Annotated in this window: 12 protein-coding genes and 3 pseudogenes; 8 read left to right on the forward strand and 7 right to left on the reverse strand. The window is 61.7% G+C overall.

Going from position 1 to position 14,693, the window contains the following annotated elements; all coding sequences use genetic code 11:
* Positions 1–4 precede the first annotated feature (4 nt).
* The 3 genes and pseudogenes from DNK50_RS07090 to DNK50_RS29440 all read left to right on the forward strand — a co-directional run.
* Positions 5–337, forward strand: coding sequence for a DUF2790 domain-containing protein (locus DNK50_RS07090; protein ID WP_112193309.1), 333 nt, complete (start codon positions 5–7; stop codon positions 335–337).
* A 196-nt stretch (positions 338–533) separates the two neighbouring features.
* A pseudogene (locus DNK50_RS29435) lies at positions 534–1,169 on the forward strand (PAS domain-containing protein); the annotation flags it as partial.
* Between the two features lie 159 nt (positions 1,170–1,328).
* A pseudogene (locus DNK50_RS29440) lies at positions 1,329–1,760 on the forward strand (methyl-accepting chemotaxis protein); the annotation flags it as partial.
* A gap of 66 nt (positions 1,761–1,826) precedes the next feature.
* Here DNK50_RS29440 and DNK50_RS07100 read toward each other — a convergent pair.
* Positions 1,827–2,636, reverse strand: coding sequence for an AraC family transcriptional regulator (locus tag DNK50_RS07100; protein ID WP_112193313.1), 810 nt, complete (start codon positions 2,634–2,636; stop codon positions 1,827–1,829).
* 95 nt (positions 2,637–2,731) lie between these two features.
* Here DNK50_RS07100 and DNK50_RS07105 point away from each other — a divergent pair.
* Positions 2,732–2,902 (forward strand): annotated as a pseudogene (locus tag DNK50_RS07105) (lysine transporter LysE); the annotation flags it as partial.
* Positions 2,903–2,946: 44 nt separating this feature from the next.
* A complete protein-coding gene (ddlA, locus tag DNK50_RS07110) occupies positions 2,947–4,041 on the forward strand; it encodes a D-alanine--D-alanine ligase (RefSeq protein ID WP_112193315.1) in 1,095 nt (364 codons plus the stop codon).
* A 48-nt stretch (positions 4,042–4,089) separates the two neighbouring features.
* Here ddlA and ggt read toward each other — a convergent pair whose 3' ends face one another.
* The 6 genes from ggt to DNK50_RS07140 form a co-directional block, all read right to left on the reverse strand.
* The gene (gene ggt, locus DNK50_RS07115) at positions 4,090–5,919 is read right to left on the reverse strand and encodes a gamma-glutamyltransferase (RefSeq protein WP_112193317.1); all 1,830 of its coding nucleotides are present in this window, start codon (positions 5,917–5,919) and stop codon (positions 4,090–4,092) included.
* Positions 5,920–5,954: 35 nt separating this feature from the next.
* On the reverse strand, positions 5,955–6,734 hold the full coding sequence (locus tag DNK50_RS07120) for a PhzF family phenazine biosynthesis protein (protein WP_112193319.1): 780 nt from the start codon (positions 6,732–6,734) through the stop codon (positions 5,955–5,957).
* A gap of 97 nt (positions 6,735–6,831) precedes the next feature.
* Positions 6,832–9,273, reverse strand: a complete 2,442-nt coding sequence (locus DNK50_RS07125; RefSeq protein ID WP_112193321.1) for a TonB-dependent siderophore receptor — start codon at positions 9,271–9,273, stop codon at positions 6,832–6,834.
* Between the two features lie 103 nt (positions 9,274–9,376).
* A complete protein-coding gene (locus tag DNK50_RS07130) occupies positions 9,377–10,333 on the reverse strand; it encodes a FecR domain-containing protein (RefSeq protein ID WP_112193323.1) in 957 nt (318 codons plus the stop codon).
* On the reverse strand, positions 10,326–10,853 hold the full coding sequence (locus DNK50_RS07135) for an RNA polymerase sigma factor (RefSeq protein ID WP_099583922.1): 528 nt from the start codon (positions 10,851–10,853) through the stop codon (positions 10,326–10,328). Before DNK50_RS07135 ends, DNK50_RS07130 begins: the two co-directional genes overlap by 8 nt.
* 82 nt (positions 10,854–10,935) lie before the next feature.
* Positions 10,936–11,535: a GntR family transcriptional regulator gene (locus DNK50_RS07140; RefSeq protein ID WP_244643795.1), complete on the reverse strand. Its 600-nt coding sequence runs from the start codon at positions 11,533–11,535 to the stop codon at positions 10,936–10,938.
* 319 nt (positions 11,536–11,854) lie between these two features.
* On the opposite strand from DNK50_RS07140, the gene DNK50_RS07145 reads away from it, so the two are divergent.
* From DNK50_RS07145 to DNK50_RS07155, 3 genes are read left to right on the forward strand one after another with little or no spacing between them, the layout of a single operon-like run.
* Positions 11,855–13,087 (forward strand): NRAMP family divalent metal transporter, encoded by a 1,233-nt coding sequence (locus tag DNK50_RS07145; protein ID WP_099583924.1) that lies wholly within the window; start codon positions 11,855–11,857, stop codon positions 13,085–13,087.
* Positions 13,088–13,115: 28 nt separating this feature from the next.
* Positions 13,116–13,886 carry a LamB/YcsF family protein gene (locus DNK50_RS07150; protein ID WP_112193325.1) on the forward strand — a complete coding sequence of 257 codons (771 nt, stop codon included), beginning with the start codon at positions 13,116–13,118 and terminating at the stop codon, positions 13,884–13,886.
* Complete coding sequence (locus DNK50_RS07155) at positions 13,883–14,689, forward strand: putative hydro-lyase (protein WP_112193327.1); 807 nt, start codon at positions 13,883–13,885, stop codon at positions 14,687–14,689. The genes DNK50_RS07150 and DNK50_RS07155 overlap by 4 nt, the downstream gene beginning before the upstream one ends.
* Positions 14,690–14,693 lie beyond the last annotated feature (4 nt).

The raw sequence follows: 14,693 nt of genomic DNA on the forward strand, positions 1-14,693 counted from the left end.
AACCATGAACTTTTATCGCGTTGGCTTGGGTGTATTGATCGCAACGTTGTCATTGGGGGCGCTGGCCGAAAACGGCGGTGATCGCACCTTTGCCCTGATGATGGAGCGCAATGAAAAGGCCATGGCCGCCTATGCCGAAAAGCAGGGCAAGCCGGCGCCTCAAGTACAGGTGTATCGCTATGGCATGGATCTGGACATTGCCAAGGTGGTTAGTGTCACGCCGCCGATCCGCTCCTGTAACCCGGTGCCGTCGCGCATGACCTATGAAGACTCCAGCGGCGCCCTCAATACACTGGAGTATCAAGTCATGGGCGTGTGTCGAAATAACGGCGGTTAACGGCGTCAAAAAAAACAGTCGGGTATGGCACTGAAGTTCGCTTCAGAAAAGCCCCTCAGGGCCGATGCAGGTCAGATCACTCTCTCCAATTGACCATCGGTGCCTAATGTTCAACACCCGTTTGAAGCAGGAGCTGTCGGCTCTTCGCGAAGAATTGTCCAGCTTGCAGCAGGTCAAGGAGAGCCTGGAAAGCGAAATGTTGTGCCTGACGCTGGACGCCGATGGCCGGGTGGAATGGGCGAATGCCAATTTCCTGCAGGAACTGGCCTACCAGTCGAGCAACATTGTAGGGCGCCCTATTGAAGACTTGGTGCCGGCCCATGTGCGCCGGGATGAATTCCAGCAGCGCTTCAACAATGCCCTGCGCCGTGGCGAACACTTCGCTGGCACCGTGCGGCTGATGCGTGGCAATGGCCAGGAAGCCTGGCTGCGCTCCATCGTGCAGCCGGTGCGCAGTTCCGATGGACGCATCAAGCATTTCTCGATTTTTTCCAGCGACCTCACGCGCACCATCGAAGCGTCGCGTGAGCATGAAAACCTGATCACCGCGTTGGTACGCTCCACCGCCGTGATCGAGTTCGACCTGGGCGGCCATGTGCTCACCGCGAACGATCGCTTCCTTGCCGGCATGGGGTACAGCCTGGCGCAGATCCAGGGCAAACATCACCGTATGTTCTGTGAGCCGCAGGAATACAACAGCGACGAGTACCAGGCCTTCTGGAAGCGACTGAACAACGGTGAGTTCGTCGCATCGCGTTTCAAACGTGTGGACAGCCGTGGCCAGGTGGTGTGGTTGGAAGCCACCTACAACCCGGTGCTGGACGCCAACGAGCGGCTGTACAAAGTGGTCAAGTTCGCCACGGTGATCACCGATCAGGTCAACCGTGAACAGACGGTGGCCGACGCCGCGAACATTGCGTACAGCACGTCCTTGCAAACCGACAGCAGCGCCCAGCGCGGCACCACGGTGGTGACTCAGGCGGTCGAGGTGATGCGCGACCTGGCTACGCATATGCAACAGGCTGGTGAAGGCATCGAGGCGCTGAATGCGCAATCCCAGGTGATCGGCACCATCGTCAAGACCATCAGTGGCATCGCCGAACAGACCAACTTGCTGGCGCTCAACGCGGCCATCGAGGCGGCGCGTGCCGGCGAGCAGGGCCGCGGTTTTGCGGTGGTGGCTGATGAGGTGCGCCAACTGGCGTCACGTACCAGCAAAGCCACCGAAGAAATTGTCGGCGTGGTGCGTCAGAACCAGGACATGGCCCGCGACGCCGTGGCGCTGATGACCGACGGCCGCCTGCAAGCCGAGCAGGGCCTGGCCCTGGCAGCGGAGGCGGGTACGGTGATCGTGGAAATCCAGAACGGCGCCCAGAAGGTGGTCAGCGCCGTAGGGCAATTCGCAAACCAGCTATCGACCTGACCCGTAGGGCTGATGCTGAGGTGTCGTAGGTTTTTTCGTTTGAAGAGCCGATCTCAAGTCGCTGACTCAGCGCCCCAGCATCTTCACCCAGCGCGACGGCGGCATGCCGTAGGTGCTGCGAAACTGCCGGGTCATGTGACTCTGGTCGGTGAATCCGGCGGTCAAGGCTGCATCGACCAATGAACGCCCTTGGGCCAGCAGGCTGCGCACCAGATCCAGGCGGCGCATGGTCAGGTAGCGATAGGGGCTGGTGCCGAACAGAACACGAAAATCCCGCGACAACGCCCAGCGGTCACGGCCGGCGTGCTCGGCCATTTCATCCAGGGTGATGCTGCGGCCCAGGGCGCTGTGGATAAATTCCCGGGCGCGTTCGGCGGCCACGTAATCGAAGGTCTTGCGGCTGATGATGGCCCCGGCGGCAGTGCTGAGCGCGTGGGCCAGGTCGAACATCGCGTCCTGCTCCTGCAGTGGATCAATCGGGTGATCGAGGTTCTGCAGCAGCACTTCGCTGGCGCGGAACAGCCTGGGGTCGGTGGATAAACCACTGGGGATAAACGGCAGCGGCTTGCCGCCGAGAATCTGCTGGATCAGCGACGGCTCCACGTAGATCATCCGGTACTTGAAGCCCTCGTCGCTGCCAGCGTGGCCGTCGTGGGTCTCATCGGGATGGAGCACCATGGTCGTGCCGGGCAGGCTGTGGATCATGTCGCCGCGATAGTGAAAGCTCTGCACCCCGGACAAGGTACGCCCGATGGCGTAGGTGTCATGGCGATGGGGATCGAACGCAAAGCCCGCAAAGTACGCCTCGATACGGTCCAGGCCGCTGGCGTGCGGGGCGCGGTGCAGCCAGTCGAAGGTGGGGGTCGGTTTGCCCATGGTGGCTTGTCACAAAAAGAGAGGGAATTACGTTAACCCAGTCTGCATCGCCTGTCTGCCGGGGTCTTGTACGATTGTGCGGGCGGTGGGGGCGGCCTATGCTGGTGACCCTCATGGCTACTCTGTCGTTCAGTTGGTATTCCTGCGTGGCGCTGGTGTTTTCCAGTGCGCATATGGCCAGTCTCTACAGTCGCTCACGCAAATGGCTCGATCGTTTTGCCGGCGGTTGCTACGTGTTGTTCGGCGCACATCTAGCAAATCGCTGACGGCCCGTGGTAAGAAGCCTGACGTTTATTTGTGAGGTCGGGTCATGAGCAAGCTGCGGGTCGGTATTATTTTTGGGGGCCGTTCGGCTGAACACGAAGTGTCATTGCAGTCGGCGCGCAATATCGTCGACGCGCTGGACCGTTCGCGCTTCGAGCCCGTCCTGATCGGCATCGACAAGTCTGGCCATTGGCACCTCAACGACACCTCGAACTTCCTGATCAACCAGGAAAACCCGGCGCTCATCGCCCTCAACCAATCCAACCGCGAACTGGCGGTGGTGCCCGGCAAAGCCAGCCAGCAAGTGGTGGAAACCTCTGGCAACGACCTGCTGGCACACATTGATGTGATCTTCCCCATCGTCCACGGCACCCTTGGCGAAGACGGCTGCCTGCAAGGCCTGCTGCGCATGGCTGACCTGCCTTTCGTCGGCTCCGACGTGCTCGGTTCGGCGGTGTGCATGGACAAGGACATCAGCAAGCGCCTGCTGCGCGACGCGGGCATTGCGGTGACGCCGTTCATTACCCTGACCCGCAGCAACGCTGCGCGTACTTCCTTCGACACTGCGCTGAATAAACTCGGTCTGCCGATGTTCGTCAAACCGGCCAACCAGGGTTCGTCGGTGGGCGTGAGCAAAGTGGCGAAGGAAGCCGAGTACCACGCGGCGGTTGAGCTGGCCTTGGGTTTTGATGAAAAAGTGCTGGTCGAATCGGCCGTGCAAGGCCGTGAAATCGAATGTGCCGTGCTCGGCAATGAACACCCCATCGCCAGCGGTTGCGGCGAGATTGTGGTGAGCAGCGGTTTCTATTCCTACGACAGCAAATACATCGACGACCAGGCGGCCCAGGTGGTGGTGCCGGCGGCGATCAGCCCCGAGGCCAGCGAGCGGATCCGCCAATTGGCCATTGAAGCGTTTGAGGTGTTGGGCTGCTCAGGCCTGGCACGCGTTGACGTGTTTCTTACGGCAGACGGCGAAGTGCTGATCAACGAAATCAACTCACTGCCCGGCTTCACCCGCATCAGCATGTACCCCAAGCTGTGGCAGGCGGCGGGCATGAGCTACAGCGAGTTGGTAAGCCGCTTGATTGAGCTGGCGCTGGAACGGCATGCGGGGCGCAAGGGGCTGAAGATCAGCCGCTGACTTGCCACGCCTTGACGCGGATTTGTGGCGAGGGAGGCTGTGTGTTCATCAATCCCCCAGGGCTTCGCCTTCACGCCGAGGATCCGCGCCGCCGCTCAGCGACACCTTGCCCTGAGCATCCCGCGTGCGAACAATCGCCTGCACGCCGCTGGTCATCTCGATCTCGCTCAGCGCATGGCCTTTGTCCTTCAACGCCTGCTTCACGCCAGGGCTGAACAAACCGGCTTCCAACTCGGTAGCGCCGTTGCGGCTGCCGAAGTTGGGCAGGCTGATGGCGGCCTGTGGGTCGAGGTTCCAGTCGAGCATGGCCACCAGGGATTTGCTCACATATTCGATGATTTGTGAGCCGCCCGGTGAACCCACCGTGGCCAGCAGCTCACCGCTCTTGCGGTCGAATACCAGCGTCGGCGCCATGGCCGAACGCGGGCGTTTGCCGGGTTGTACGCGGTTGGCGACGGGCTGGCCGTTTTCTTCGGGGATGAACGAGAAGTCGGTCATCTGGTTGTTGAGCAAAAAGCCCTGAACCATTACATGTGCGCCAAACGCGGCTTCCACGGTGGTGGTCATCGACACGGCGCCGCCCCAGTCATCCACGGCCACCACTTGCGAGGTGGAGATGCGCAGCGGCGAACGGTCCGGCGCGTAAGCCACTTGAATGCCCGCAGGCTGGCCCGGTTTGGCGATGCCCATGCTGCGTTCACTGATCAACGTGGCGCGTTGGGCCAGGTAGTTCGGCGCGACCAGGCCAGCCACCGGCACCGGCGTAAAGTCCGCATCAGCCACATACAGCGCGCGGTCGGCGAAGGCCAGGCGGCCGGCTTCGGCGATCAGGTGCACGGCCTCGGGCATTGGCTCAAGCCCGGCAGGCGAGGCGCTCTTGATCGGTGTCATCGGTGCAATAGCCAGACGCGGATCGCGGGCTTCCAGGGCCTGCAACGTTCCGAGGATCTGCGCGACCGCAATCCCACCTGACGACGGCGGCGGCATGCCACAGATTTTCCAGCGTTTGTAATCGGTGCACAGCGGTTCACGCTCCTTGGCCGCGTAAGCCTTGAGGTCGGTCTGGGACAGGCTGCCCGGGTTGCGATTGCCCTGTACTTTGCGTGCGATCTCATAGGCAATCGGCCCGTGGTACAACGCGTCCGGGCCCTCTGTGGCGATGCGCCTGAACACGGCGGCCAGCGCCGGGTTTTTCAGCAGCGTACCCGCGGCTTTGGGCGTGCCATCGGCATTCAGAAAGTAGGCGGCCATCTCTGGCGATTGCGCAATAAAGCGGTCTGCTGCGATCAGGCTGTGCAAGCGTGGTGAAATCGCGAAGCCTTGCTCAGACAAGCGGATCGCCGGTTCAAACAGCTTGGCCCATTGCAGGTGGCCGCTCTTCTTATGGGCCATTTCCAAGGCCCGCAACACACCGGGCGTGCCCACCGAGCGCCCGCCGATCTGCGCGTCGGTGAAGGCCATGGGAGTGCCGTCGGCATTGAGGAACAACCGCTGCGTCGCCCCGGCCGGTGCCGTTTCGCGGCCGTCATAGGCGCGCACCTTTTCCCCATCCCACAGCATGATGAACGCACCGCCGCCGATGCCGGAGGATTGCGGTTCCACCAGGGTCAACACCGCCTGCATGGCGATGGCGGCATCAATCGCCGAACCGCCTTGGCGCAACATCGCGCGGCCGGCTTCGGCGGCCAGCGGGTTGGCGGCGGCGGCCATATGCCGTTGCGCGTGCTGCGTGCTCAGGTCGGTGCGATAGCCCGAGCCCAGCTCCGGTGCCGGTGGTTGTTCGTTGACCGGGGTGTGGCAGGCCACAAGGGCCAGGGCTGCGGCAATAACCGACAACTGACGGCGGGAAATCGAAAACACGTGGTGAACTCCGTTCATTTTGAGAATGATCTGTTGTCCCTGGTTGCTGCCGATTACAGGTAGATCGTGCCTTGCATGTACAACACGGCCTTGCCGGAAATGATCACTCGGTCGCCTTTGAGCGCGCAGCGCAATTGGCCTTTGCGTTTACCGCCTTGTTCCGCCGTCAGTGTTGTTTTCCCCAGGCGTGCAGCCCAGAACGGCGCGAGCGAGGTGTGCGCAGAACCCGTGACCGGGTCTTCATTGACGCCCACGTTCGGCCCGAACCAGCGCGAAATAAAATCGAACTGCGTGCCTTGGGTGGTTACTGCGATCCCGCGTTTAGGCAGGCCCTTGAGCCGTGCGAAATCCGGCGTCAGCGCAGCGACCTGGGCTTCGTTGGCCACCAGCACGATGTAGTCATCGGTGCTGAATACCTCGGCGTGCTCGATCCCCAGGGCACTCAACATGCCGGCTGGCGGCTCACAGGGCTGCGGCGTCTTGGCCGGGAAATCCATCGCCAACTCATCGCCATCGCGTGTCACCCGCAGCTCGCCGCTGCGGGTGGAAAAGCGCAGCACTTCGGGTGCATCGGGCAACTGATTAATCAGCACCCACGCCGCCGCCAGCGTGGCATGGCCACACAGGTCCACCTCGACTTCGGGGGTAAACCAGCGCAACTCGTAGAACCCATCACGGGGCACGAAGTAGGCGGTTTCGGAGAGGTTGTTTTCGGCGGCGATACTTTGCAGTTGATCGTCAGGCAGCCACTCGGTGAGCGGGCACACGGCTGCCGGGTTGCCGCCGAAAGGATGTTGGCTGAAGGCGTCGACTTGGTAGATGTCCAGTTTCACCGTGAAGCACTCCGTGTGGTGGGAGGCTGGACACTAACAGTGGCAAAGCAGGGCGTCAAAAGCGGCCTGCCTTGGGATAGGCCGTGTGGCCAGGTCATCAGAAATCCCAGCGTGTGGTCAGCATGAAGTGACGCGGCGCGCCGTAGATGGCGGAGTTATAGAAACCCACGTTGGTGTAGTAGTGCTTATCGAACACGTTGTTCAGGTTCAGCGTGGTCGACAGGTTTTTGGTGAATTGGTAGCGCGTCATCAAATCCACCACCCAATAGGACTCCTGGGAGAATTCATCGGTAGTGCCCTTGGGGCTGTTGTAGATGTCCTGCCACACCGTGTTCTGCCAGCGCAGGCCACCGCCGACGCTGACTTTGTCCAACTCGCCCTTGAGCTTGTAGATCGTGTACATGCTCACCTGGTCTTCGGGTTCGAAGGTCGAGATTTTTTTGCCGGCATCGTCGCGCACCACTTTGTGAGTGTAGCCACCTTGCAACTGCCAGCCGGGGGCGATTTCGCCGGACAGTTCCAACTCATAGCCCTTGGTCGTCGCGTCGGTGCCCTTGAAGGCAAAGTTGGACGGGGTTGGCGTCTGGTTGTTGTAAGCGTCGTCGGGGAGGGAGCGGTTGCTTTCCTTGACTTCGAAGTACGCCAGGCTGGCGTTCATGCGACCGTCAAGGAACTCGCCCTTGAGGCCCACTTCGTAGTTCTCGCCTTCGTCCGGGTCGATCAGCTTGCGGTCGCGGTCGAGGTTGTAGCTTTCCTGGGGCATGAACACATCGGTGTAGCTGACATAGGCTGACAGGTTTTCCGTGAGGTCATAAATGGCCCCGGCATAGGGAATGAAACGACCGGTTTCACGGTAGGTGTCGGTGCTGCCGGTCAGGGTGTAGTCGACCACGCGACCGCCCAGCAACAGTTTCAGGTCATCGGTGAGGTTCCAGCGGGTGGTGACGTACATGCCGGTCTGGCGGATGGTGTCGTCGATGACTTGCGAGGCCACGCCCCAGTCGGGCTTGGCCAGGTTGCCGTGCCAGTTGAAGTAGTCGACGAGGTTGGCCGTGGGGAAGGTTTCATCCCAGTAGCCCTTGCCCTTCCAATGGGCGGTGCTGATCGAGCCGCCCACCACCAGGTCATGTTCGCGGCCGAGGAAGTTGAACGGGCCGCTGAGGTACAGGTCGGCTGAATCGCTGGTGGTCTCGCCTTTGTAGCGCTGCGCGTTGATGTCTGCAGTACCGTCCGCTGCCGGCTGGTAGAACTGGATCGCGCCCAGCTGGGCATCGTAGCCGTTGAGCTTGTGGTCCAGTTGCAGCTTGGTCACCCAGCCGTCGCCGAGGTCGTGCTCCAGGTTCGCGAACACCGTGCGGGTGTATTGCTGCCAACTGCTCCAGTCGGTGGCATTGCTGAAAGACCGCTTGGCATCGTTGAGCGCACCCGAATAGTTGAACAGCGGGAAACTGCCGGACCAGGTCGAGCCTTTGGGTTTGCTGTCCTGATAGTCCGCGCCGACGGTGAGCAGGGTGTCGGGCGACAGGTCGAATTCAAGGATGCCGTAGAACACCGAGCTTTTGTTCGAGTAACTATCGATCCACGACTTGCTGTCCTGATACGCCGCCACGGCACGCCCGCGCACATTGCCGGTTTCGGTCAGCGGGCCGCTGACGTCCACTTCCGTGCGGTAGTTGTCCCATGTGCCGGCTGCCGTGGTGATGTGGCCGAGAAACTCCGCCGTGGGCTTCTTGCGCACCAGGTTGATGGTGCCGCCCAGGGAGCCGGCGCCGCTGAGCAGGCCGGAGGCGCCTTTGAGCACTTCGACGCGGTCATAGATAGCCATGTCGCTCAGGGTGTTGCCCGCCGAATAGGCCACGTTGCGCACGGCCGAGGGGATGCCGTCGTATTGGAAGTTGTTGATCGAGAAACCGCGCGAGTAGTAGTTGCTGCGGTCGGTGTCGTAGGCCGAGACGGTAATGCCGGGTGTGTGGCGCATCACGTCGTCGACGCTGTCGAGGGCGAAGTCGTCCATGTGCTGGCGCGTGACGACGCTGATGGACTGCGGCGTTTCACGGGGTGTGAGCACCAGGCGCGTGGCCGTGGCGATGGTCCCAGGTGTGTAGGAACCGGTCCCTTCGGTGACGGTGCCCAGTTGGTTGCTGATCACCGTGGTGGTGCCCAGTTGCAAGGCTGCGCCGGGCTGTTCGGTGCGGGTTAGCAGCACCGCGTTGGGACCGTTTCGCTCGAAGCTCAGCGGCGTGCCTTCGAGCAGTTGGGCCAGCGCCTCCAGGGCGGTCATGCGGCCGTTGACACCGGGCGATTCGACGCCCTGGGCCAGGTCAGCCGTGTAGGCAATTTGCAGCCCGCTCTGCACACTCAATTGATCCAGGGCATTGACCAGCGACTGGCCGGCGATGGCAAAACTGCGGGTGTCCGCCGCTTCGCGAGTGGCCAGCTGGCCCGCCGGTTCCACGGCAACCGCGTGGCTGCACGCCAGGCAAATGGCGAGCGCCAGGACGCTGCGGGCATGGGTCGGATTGAATGCTGGAAAGTGCATGTGAGCCCCGTTAGAAATAGGAATGATTTGCAAAGGCAAAGTTCTTGACGGGTTGAACCTTCGAAAGCCGTAAAACTTTTTTCGACGGTGTCGGGGCTCTGTGTCAGCGGATAACCAGGATGCCACCGGGCAGGCGCTGGACCTGGGTGGACGTGACTTTACTCAATGCCTTTACGATCGCCAGGGGGTCATCCAACTGGTAATTCCCGCTGACGCGCTCACTGGCGGCGGCATCGTTGAATAACAGGATCGGCGCCGGGTAATAGCGCCGGATCTCTTCGAGTACCTGCACCAGTGGCGCGTTCTGGAACGACAGCCGCCCGTTGATCCAGGCCATCTGCCGTTCACTGCCTTCCAGTGACAGCGGTTGCAACTGTCCATCGCGCAACTGTTGCCAGTTGCCCGCGTGCAACAGGCTCTGTTCGCCCTTGCGGTCGGCGAAGCGCACTTGGCCCTGGCGCACGGCGACGGTGACCCCCGAGCCGCGCTGGCTGACGCTCAATTGCGTGCCGACCACGGTCACGCTGGCCTCGGCGGTCTCGATGCTCATGGGGCGGTTGGCATCATGGGCGGCTTCTACGTAGAGCTCGCCGCGCAGCAACTTGATGCGTCGATGCGCGCCGTCGAAGGCGGTGCTGATTGCGCTGTGGCTGCCCAGCACGATGTGCGAGCCGTCTTCGAGGTCAAAGCGTTCCAGCTGCGCAACGTCGGTCATGTGATCGGCTTGCAGGCGCATCGGCACATCGGCCATCCAGCCGATGCCCAGTGCGAGCAACACGGTAGCAGCGGCGGCCGTCAAACGCATCCTGGGAGGCTTGGCGATTAGCGGGGCCGGGGGTAATTCGAGGCCGACGGCGAGGTCTTTCAAGGCCTGTTCGAAGGCGCGGTTTTCCCACAGCGTATCCAGTTCTGCATACGCGCTGGCGTGCCGGGGATCGGCCGTGCGCCACTGCTCAAAGCGCTGGCGGGTGATGAGGTTGCGCGCTGTCTCATCGCGCAGCGCGAACCAGTCGGCTGCCTGCTCACGTACGGCATCGGGAATGTCGGGGCGATCAATCATGGTAGGTCGTTTGCTTGACGCAGGCGGTGAGGGCTTGGCGCAGGTCCTTTTCCACCGTGCTCAACGATACCTGCAGGCGCTGGGCGATCTCGCCTTGGGACAGGTCGTGCAGTCGATGTAAAACCAGGATTTGTTGCTGGCGTTTGGGCAAGGTAGCGAGCACCTGTTGAAACTGCCGCAGTTGCTGCTGGCCCTGAGCCTGACTCTCCGGCCCGGGCGCCGTCGTGGGCACTTCGACCACCAGGCTTTCGGCCAAATGGCACTCATAGCGCCTTTTGCTGCGCACACTGCGCAAATGGTCAAAGGCCAGGTACTGCGCGGTTTGATAAAGAAACGGCTTCAAGTGTTCGATGGGGCGGGCGTACAGCGCCTTGGCTACCTTCAGGTAGGTTTCCTGGGCCAGGTCCTCCGCCTGGTTCGAACAGCCGACGACGCGCGACAGCATACGGATTAACGCACTGCGCTGCCCGATAAAAACGGCGCTGAGTTTTTCCTGATCCCCTGGCGTCCCTGTCTCCATGGCCCCGATACCTTACTGCTGCGTTGCGCGAATAGCAGGCATACTAATGAGAAGTTGTCTCATTTGATAGGGCGCTGGGTGACTATCGCCTCAGGCTGCGTTCGTAGGCGGCCAACACCGTTCGCTCCGATTGCACAAGGTAGGCATCCAGCATGACAGTCGCCTCGTCTGGCCGGCCCTCCTCAACGCACTGCAGTATCGAAGCGTTCATATTGAGAAACGGCAAATGTAAGAACTGAGGGTCGTTGAGCAGCCCGAACGCCAGCCGCAATTCAGCCGAGATCTGACCGTAGAACACCAGCAGGCGCGGGCTGTCGGCCAGTTCGACGATAGCGGTGTGGAACATCATGTTGGCCGTGCCGACCGCGCCCCAGTCTTTCGCTTCGCGCGCACGCACGCCCAATTCGACCGCCTCGCGCATGTGCAGCGTGCCTGGATGCTGGGGGTAACCCTGTGCGATCGCCTTGCACTCGATGAAGCGGCGCACCCGGTAGATGTCGATGATCGACCCCATGTCCGGTTCCGCCACCGTGACGCCGCGGTTGGGTTCGTGTTTGAGCAACCCTTCACGCGTCAGGACCCGGAAGGCCTCTCTCAACGTGTTGCGCGAAATATCCAGGTTCTCGGCCAGTGCCGCTTCTGAAAGGCGTTGGCCGGGCACGAGCTCGCCTTCGACCAGCATCCTGCGAATTTCCTGGGTGATGGTTTCTCCCAGTGATCTTGGCAGGGCGGAAGAGGCGTCGTTCATAAAAAATCCTAGGTGAGAAAACCGCTCCATTATTCCATCAGAGCGGGTGAGTGGCACAAGGATGACGCGCGTCGTATGCGTCATTAAGTAGCACATGCGCGGTATGAGGTAACAATTTGGTGCCAATCGCTCAACTATAGGATATGGATTGTTCAACAAGAATGCCTTGATGAATCTACATTTCAGGGTGTTTGCCTGGGTCTTGGCATGCTCATTGCTCAGTCAAACTACCTCTCACTGTAGGAATGATGCCGTGACACAGACCCCTCAAGCGTTCACAAAAGCGCGGCGCGCTTCGTTGATCGCCGCGATTTTCATGATGGCGACGTCTGCCATCGGCCCTGGATTCATCACCCAGACCGCCACGTTCACGGCCAAGATGGGGGCGGCATTTGCGTTCGGTATCCTGGCGTCGATTCTGATCGATTTCGTGGTTCAACTTAACGTCTGGCGTATCGTTTCCCTGACTCGAATGCGTGCCGCAGACGTGGCCAACAAAGCGATTCCAGGCAGCGGTTACCTGCTGGCAGTGCTGGTGATTTTCGGTGGGCTGGTATTCAACGTCGGCAACATCGCCGGTGCCGGGCTGGGTCTGAATGCGCTGATGGGGCTTGATGCAAAGTGGGGCGGTGGCCTGAGCGCCCTGCTGGCTATCGGCATCTTCCTCTCTCACCGCGCCGGGTTGGCCGTCGACCGGCTGATCGTCGTGCTGGGCGTGGTGATGATTGGCTTGACGCTGTTCGTGGCCTTCGCCTCCAACCCGCCTCTGGGTGAAGCCCTCTACCAGACCGTCCTTCCGGACCAGATCAACTTTGCCACCATTACCACCATTGTTGGAGGCACGGTCGGTGGCTACATCACCTATGCGGGGGCTCATAAACTGCTGGATCGCGGTGCTACCGGCGTCGAAAACCTCCAGGCTGTGACCAAGGCGGCCCTGAGCGGCATCCTGGTCACCGGCCTTATGCGCTATATCCTGTTTCTCGCCATCCTTGGCGTTGTTGCCAGCGGCGTCGTCATCGACACCTCGGGGCAGGGCGCCAATCCGGCTGCACAAGCCTTCCAGGCAGCCGCGGGACAGATCGGCCTGCGCATCTTCGGCCTCATCCTCTGGGCCGCCAGCATCACCAGTGTGATCGGTGCCGCGTACACGTCCATTTCCTTTATCACCGTATTCAAGCCGGACATCACCGAGCAGAGTCGCAACCGTGCCACCACTGTGTTCATCGCCGTATCGCTGCTGATCTTTGTTCTGTTGGGCACCGCGCCTGCCGCACTGCTGCTGTTTGCCGGCGGGTTCAACGGTCTGATACTGCCCATCGGCCTGAGCATCTTTATCTACGTCGGCTGGCGCCGATCCGACCTCATGGGCGGTTACCATTACCCACGCTGGCTCTTGGTCCTGGGCGCTCTGACCTGCCTGCTGACCTGGTACATGGCGATCAAATCCGTTGTGCCGATCTTTGCCATCCTCAGCGTCGCCTGAGCCGGATAACGAAAAAGGAGTTACGTGAATGCCAACGATAGATATCAACAGCGACCTCGGCGAAAGCTTCGGCGCCTGGAGCATGGGCGACGACGACGCCATGCTCGATGTGGTAACCAGCGCTAACGTCGCCTGTGGTTTCCACGCCGGCGACCCTGCAGGCATCCTGCGGACACTCAAAGCCGCCGCCGCAAGAAATGTCGCCATTGGCGCCCACGTTGCCTACCCGGACAAGGTGGGTTTCGGTCGACGGAACATGGACCTGGCCAGCGATGAACTCACCGCCGACGTGATCTACCAGATCGGTGCGCTGCAAGGCCTGGCCAAGGCTGCCGGCACCTCGGTGCGTTACGTGAAACCCCATGGCGCGTTGTACAACACCATTGCCCACGACCGTCGCCAGGCGCTGGCGGTGATCGCCGCCATCCGTGCCATTGATCCCACGCTGACCCTGGTGGCGTTGGCTGGCTCCGAGCTGATTGAGTGGGCACGTAACGAGGGCTTGCAGTGTGTCGCCGAGGCCTTCGCCGACCGTGCCTATACGCCGCAAGGCACCCTGGTTTCGCGACGCGAGCCGGGCGCCGTGCTGCACGATCCGCAGCTTGTGGCTCAACGCATGTTGCGCCTGGTGCAAGACGGCACCATCGAAGCCATCGACGGCACGCTCACCCGAATCCAGGCCGACTCGATCTGTGTCCACGGCGACAGCCCTGCCGCCGTAGCGATGGCTCGCGAATTGCGCCGAGTGCTGGAGCAGGCCAACCTGTCGCTGCAACCGTTCGCCGGAGGTCGTCCATGAATACGCTCGCCCGCGCCCGCCGAGCGGCCATTGCCGCTGCCCAGGACGCGCGTCAAACCTACCGTGGCGGGCTGGTCACCCCCACGGCCGGCATCGCGCCGGGCATGACCCAGGCCAACCTGATCGCCTTGCCGCGCGAATGGGCCTACGACTTTCTGCTGTACGCCCAGCGCAACCCGAAAGCCTGCCCGATTCTCGACGTCAGCGACGCGGGCAGCCCGCGAACACTGCTGGCTGAAGGCGCCGACCTGCGTACCGACATCCCCCTGTATCGCATCTGGCGGGACGGCAAGCTGGTCGAGGAAGTCAGCGATGCCACCCAGGCTTGGGCCGAGCACGACGATATGGTGGCGTTTTTGATTGGCTGCAGCTTTACCTTTGAAACCGCCTTGCAAGAAGCCGGCATCGAAGTGCGGCATATCGCCGATGGCTGCAACGTACCGATGTACCGGACCAACCGCGCTTGCCGTCCGGCGGGACGTTTGCAGGGTGAAATGGTTGTGTCCATGCGCCCGATCCCGGCCGATCGTGTGGCCGAGGCCAGTGGCATCTCCGGGCGTTATCCGTCGGTCCACGGCGCTCCGGTGCATATCGGAGAGCCCGCGCTACTGGGCATCCATGACCTGAGTCGACCCGATTTCGGCGATGCCGTGCGCATCGAGCCCGGCGAAGTCCCGGTGTTCTGGGCCTGCGGTGTGACGCCACAGGCGGCGGTGGCGGCGTCGGGCGTGCCCTTCGCGATCACCCACGCCCCTGGCCACATGTTCATTACCGATGTGCCTGACAGCACCTATCACGTCTAGGAGT

Origin of the sequence: Pseudomonas sp. LG1E9, assembly GCF_003290225.1 — a bacterium.
Lineage (GTDB): Bacteria > Pseudomonadota > Gammaproteobacteria > Pseudomonadales > Pseudomonadaceae > Aquipseudomonas > Aquipseudomonas cyclaminis.

What these genes read in the sequence shown, in the direction of transcription:
- DNK50_RS07090 (WP_112193309.1), top strand. Translation starts at nt 5, where the DNA reads ATGAACTTTTATCGCGTTGGCTTGGGTGTATTGATCGCAACGTTGTCA.
- DNK50_RS07100 (WP_112193313.1), bottom strand. Translation starts at nt 2,636, where the DNA reads ATGGGCAAACCGACCCCCACCTTCGACTGGCTGCACCGCGCCCCGCAC.
- ddlA (WP_112193315.1), top strand. Translation starts at nt 2,947, where the DNA reads ATGAGCAAGCTGCGGGTCGGTATTATTTTTGGGGGCCGTTCGGCTGAA.
- ggt (WP_112193317.1), bottom strand. Translation starts at nt 5,919, where the DNA reads ATGAACGGAGTTCACCACGTGTTTTCGATTTCCCGCCGTCAGTTGTCG.
- DNK50_RS07125 (WP_112193321.1), bottom strand. Translation starts at nt 9,273, where the DNA reads ATGCACTTTCCAGCATTCAATCCGACCCATGCCCGCAGCGTCCTGGCG.
- DNK50_RS07130 (WP_112193323.1), bottom strand. Translation starts at nt 10,333, where the DNA reads ATGATTGATCGCCCCGACATTCCCGATGCCGTACGTGAGCAGGCAGCC.
- DNK50_RS07135 (WP_099583922.1), bottom strand. Translation starts at nt 10,853, where the DNA reads ATGGAGACAGGGACGCCAGGGGATCAGGAAAAACTCAGCGCCGTTTTT.
- DNK50_RS07140 (WP_244643795.1), bottom strand. Translation starts at nt 11,535, where the DNA reads ATGCTGGTCGAAGGCGAGCTCGTGCCCGGCCAACGCCTTTCAGAAGCG.
- DNK50_RS07150 (WP_112193325.1), top strand. Translation starts at nt 13,116, where the DNA reads ATGCCAACGATAGATATCAACAGCGACCTCGGCGAAAGCTTCGGCGCC.
- DNK50_RS07155 (WP_112193327.1), top strand. Translation starts at nt 13,883, where the DNA reads ATGAATACGCTCGCCCGCGCCCGCCGAGCGGCCATTGCCGCTGCCCAG.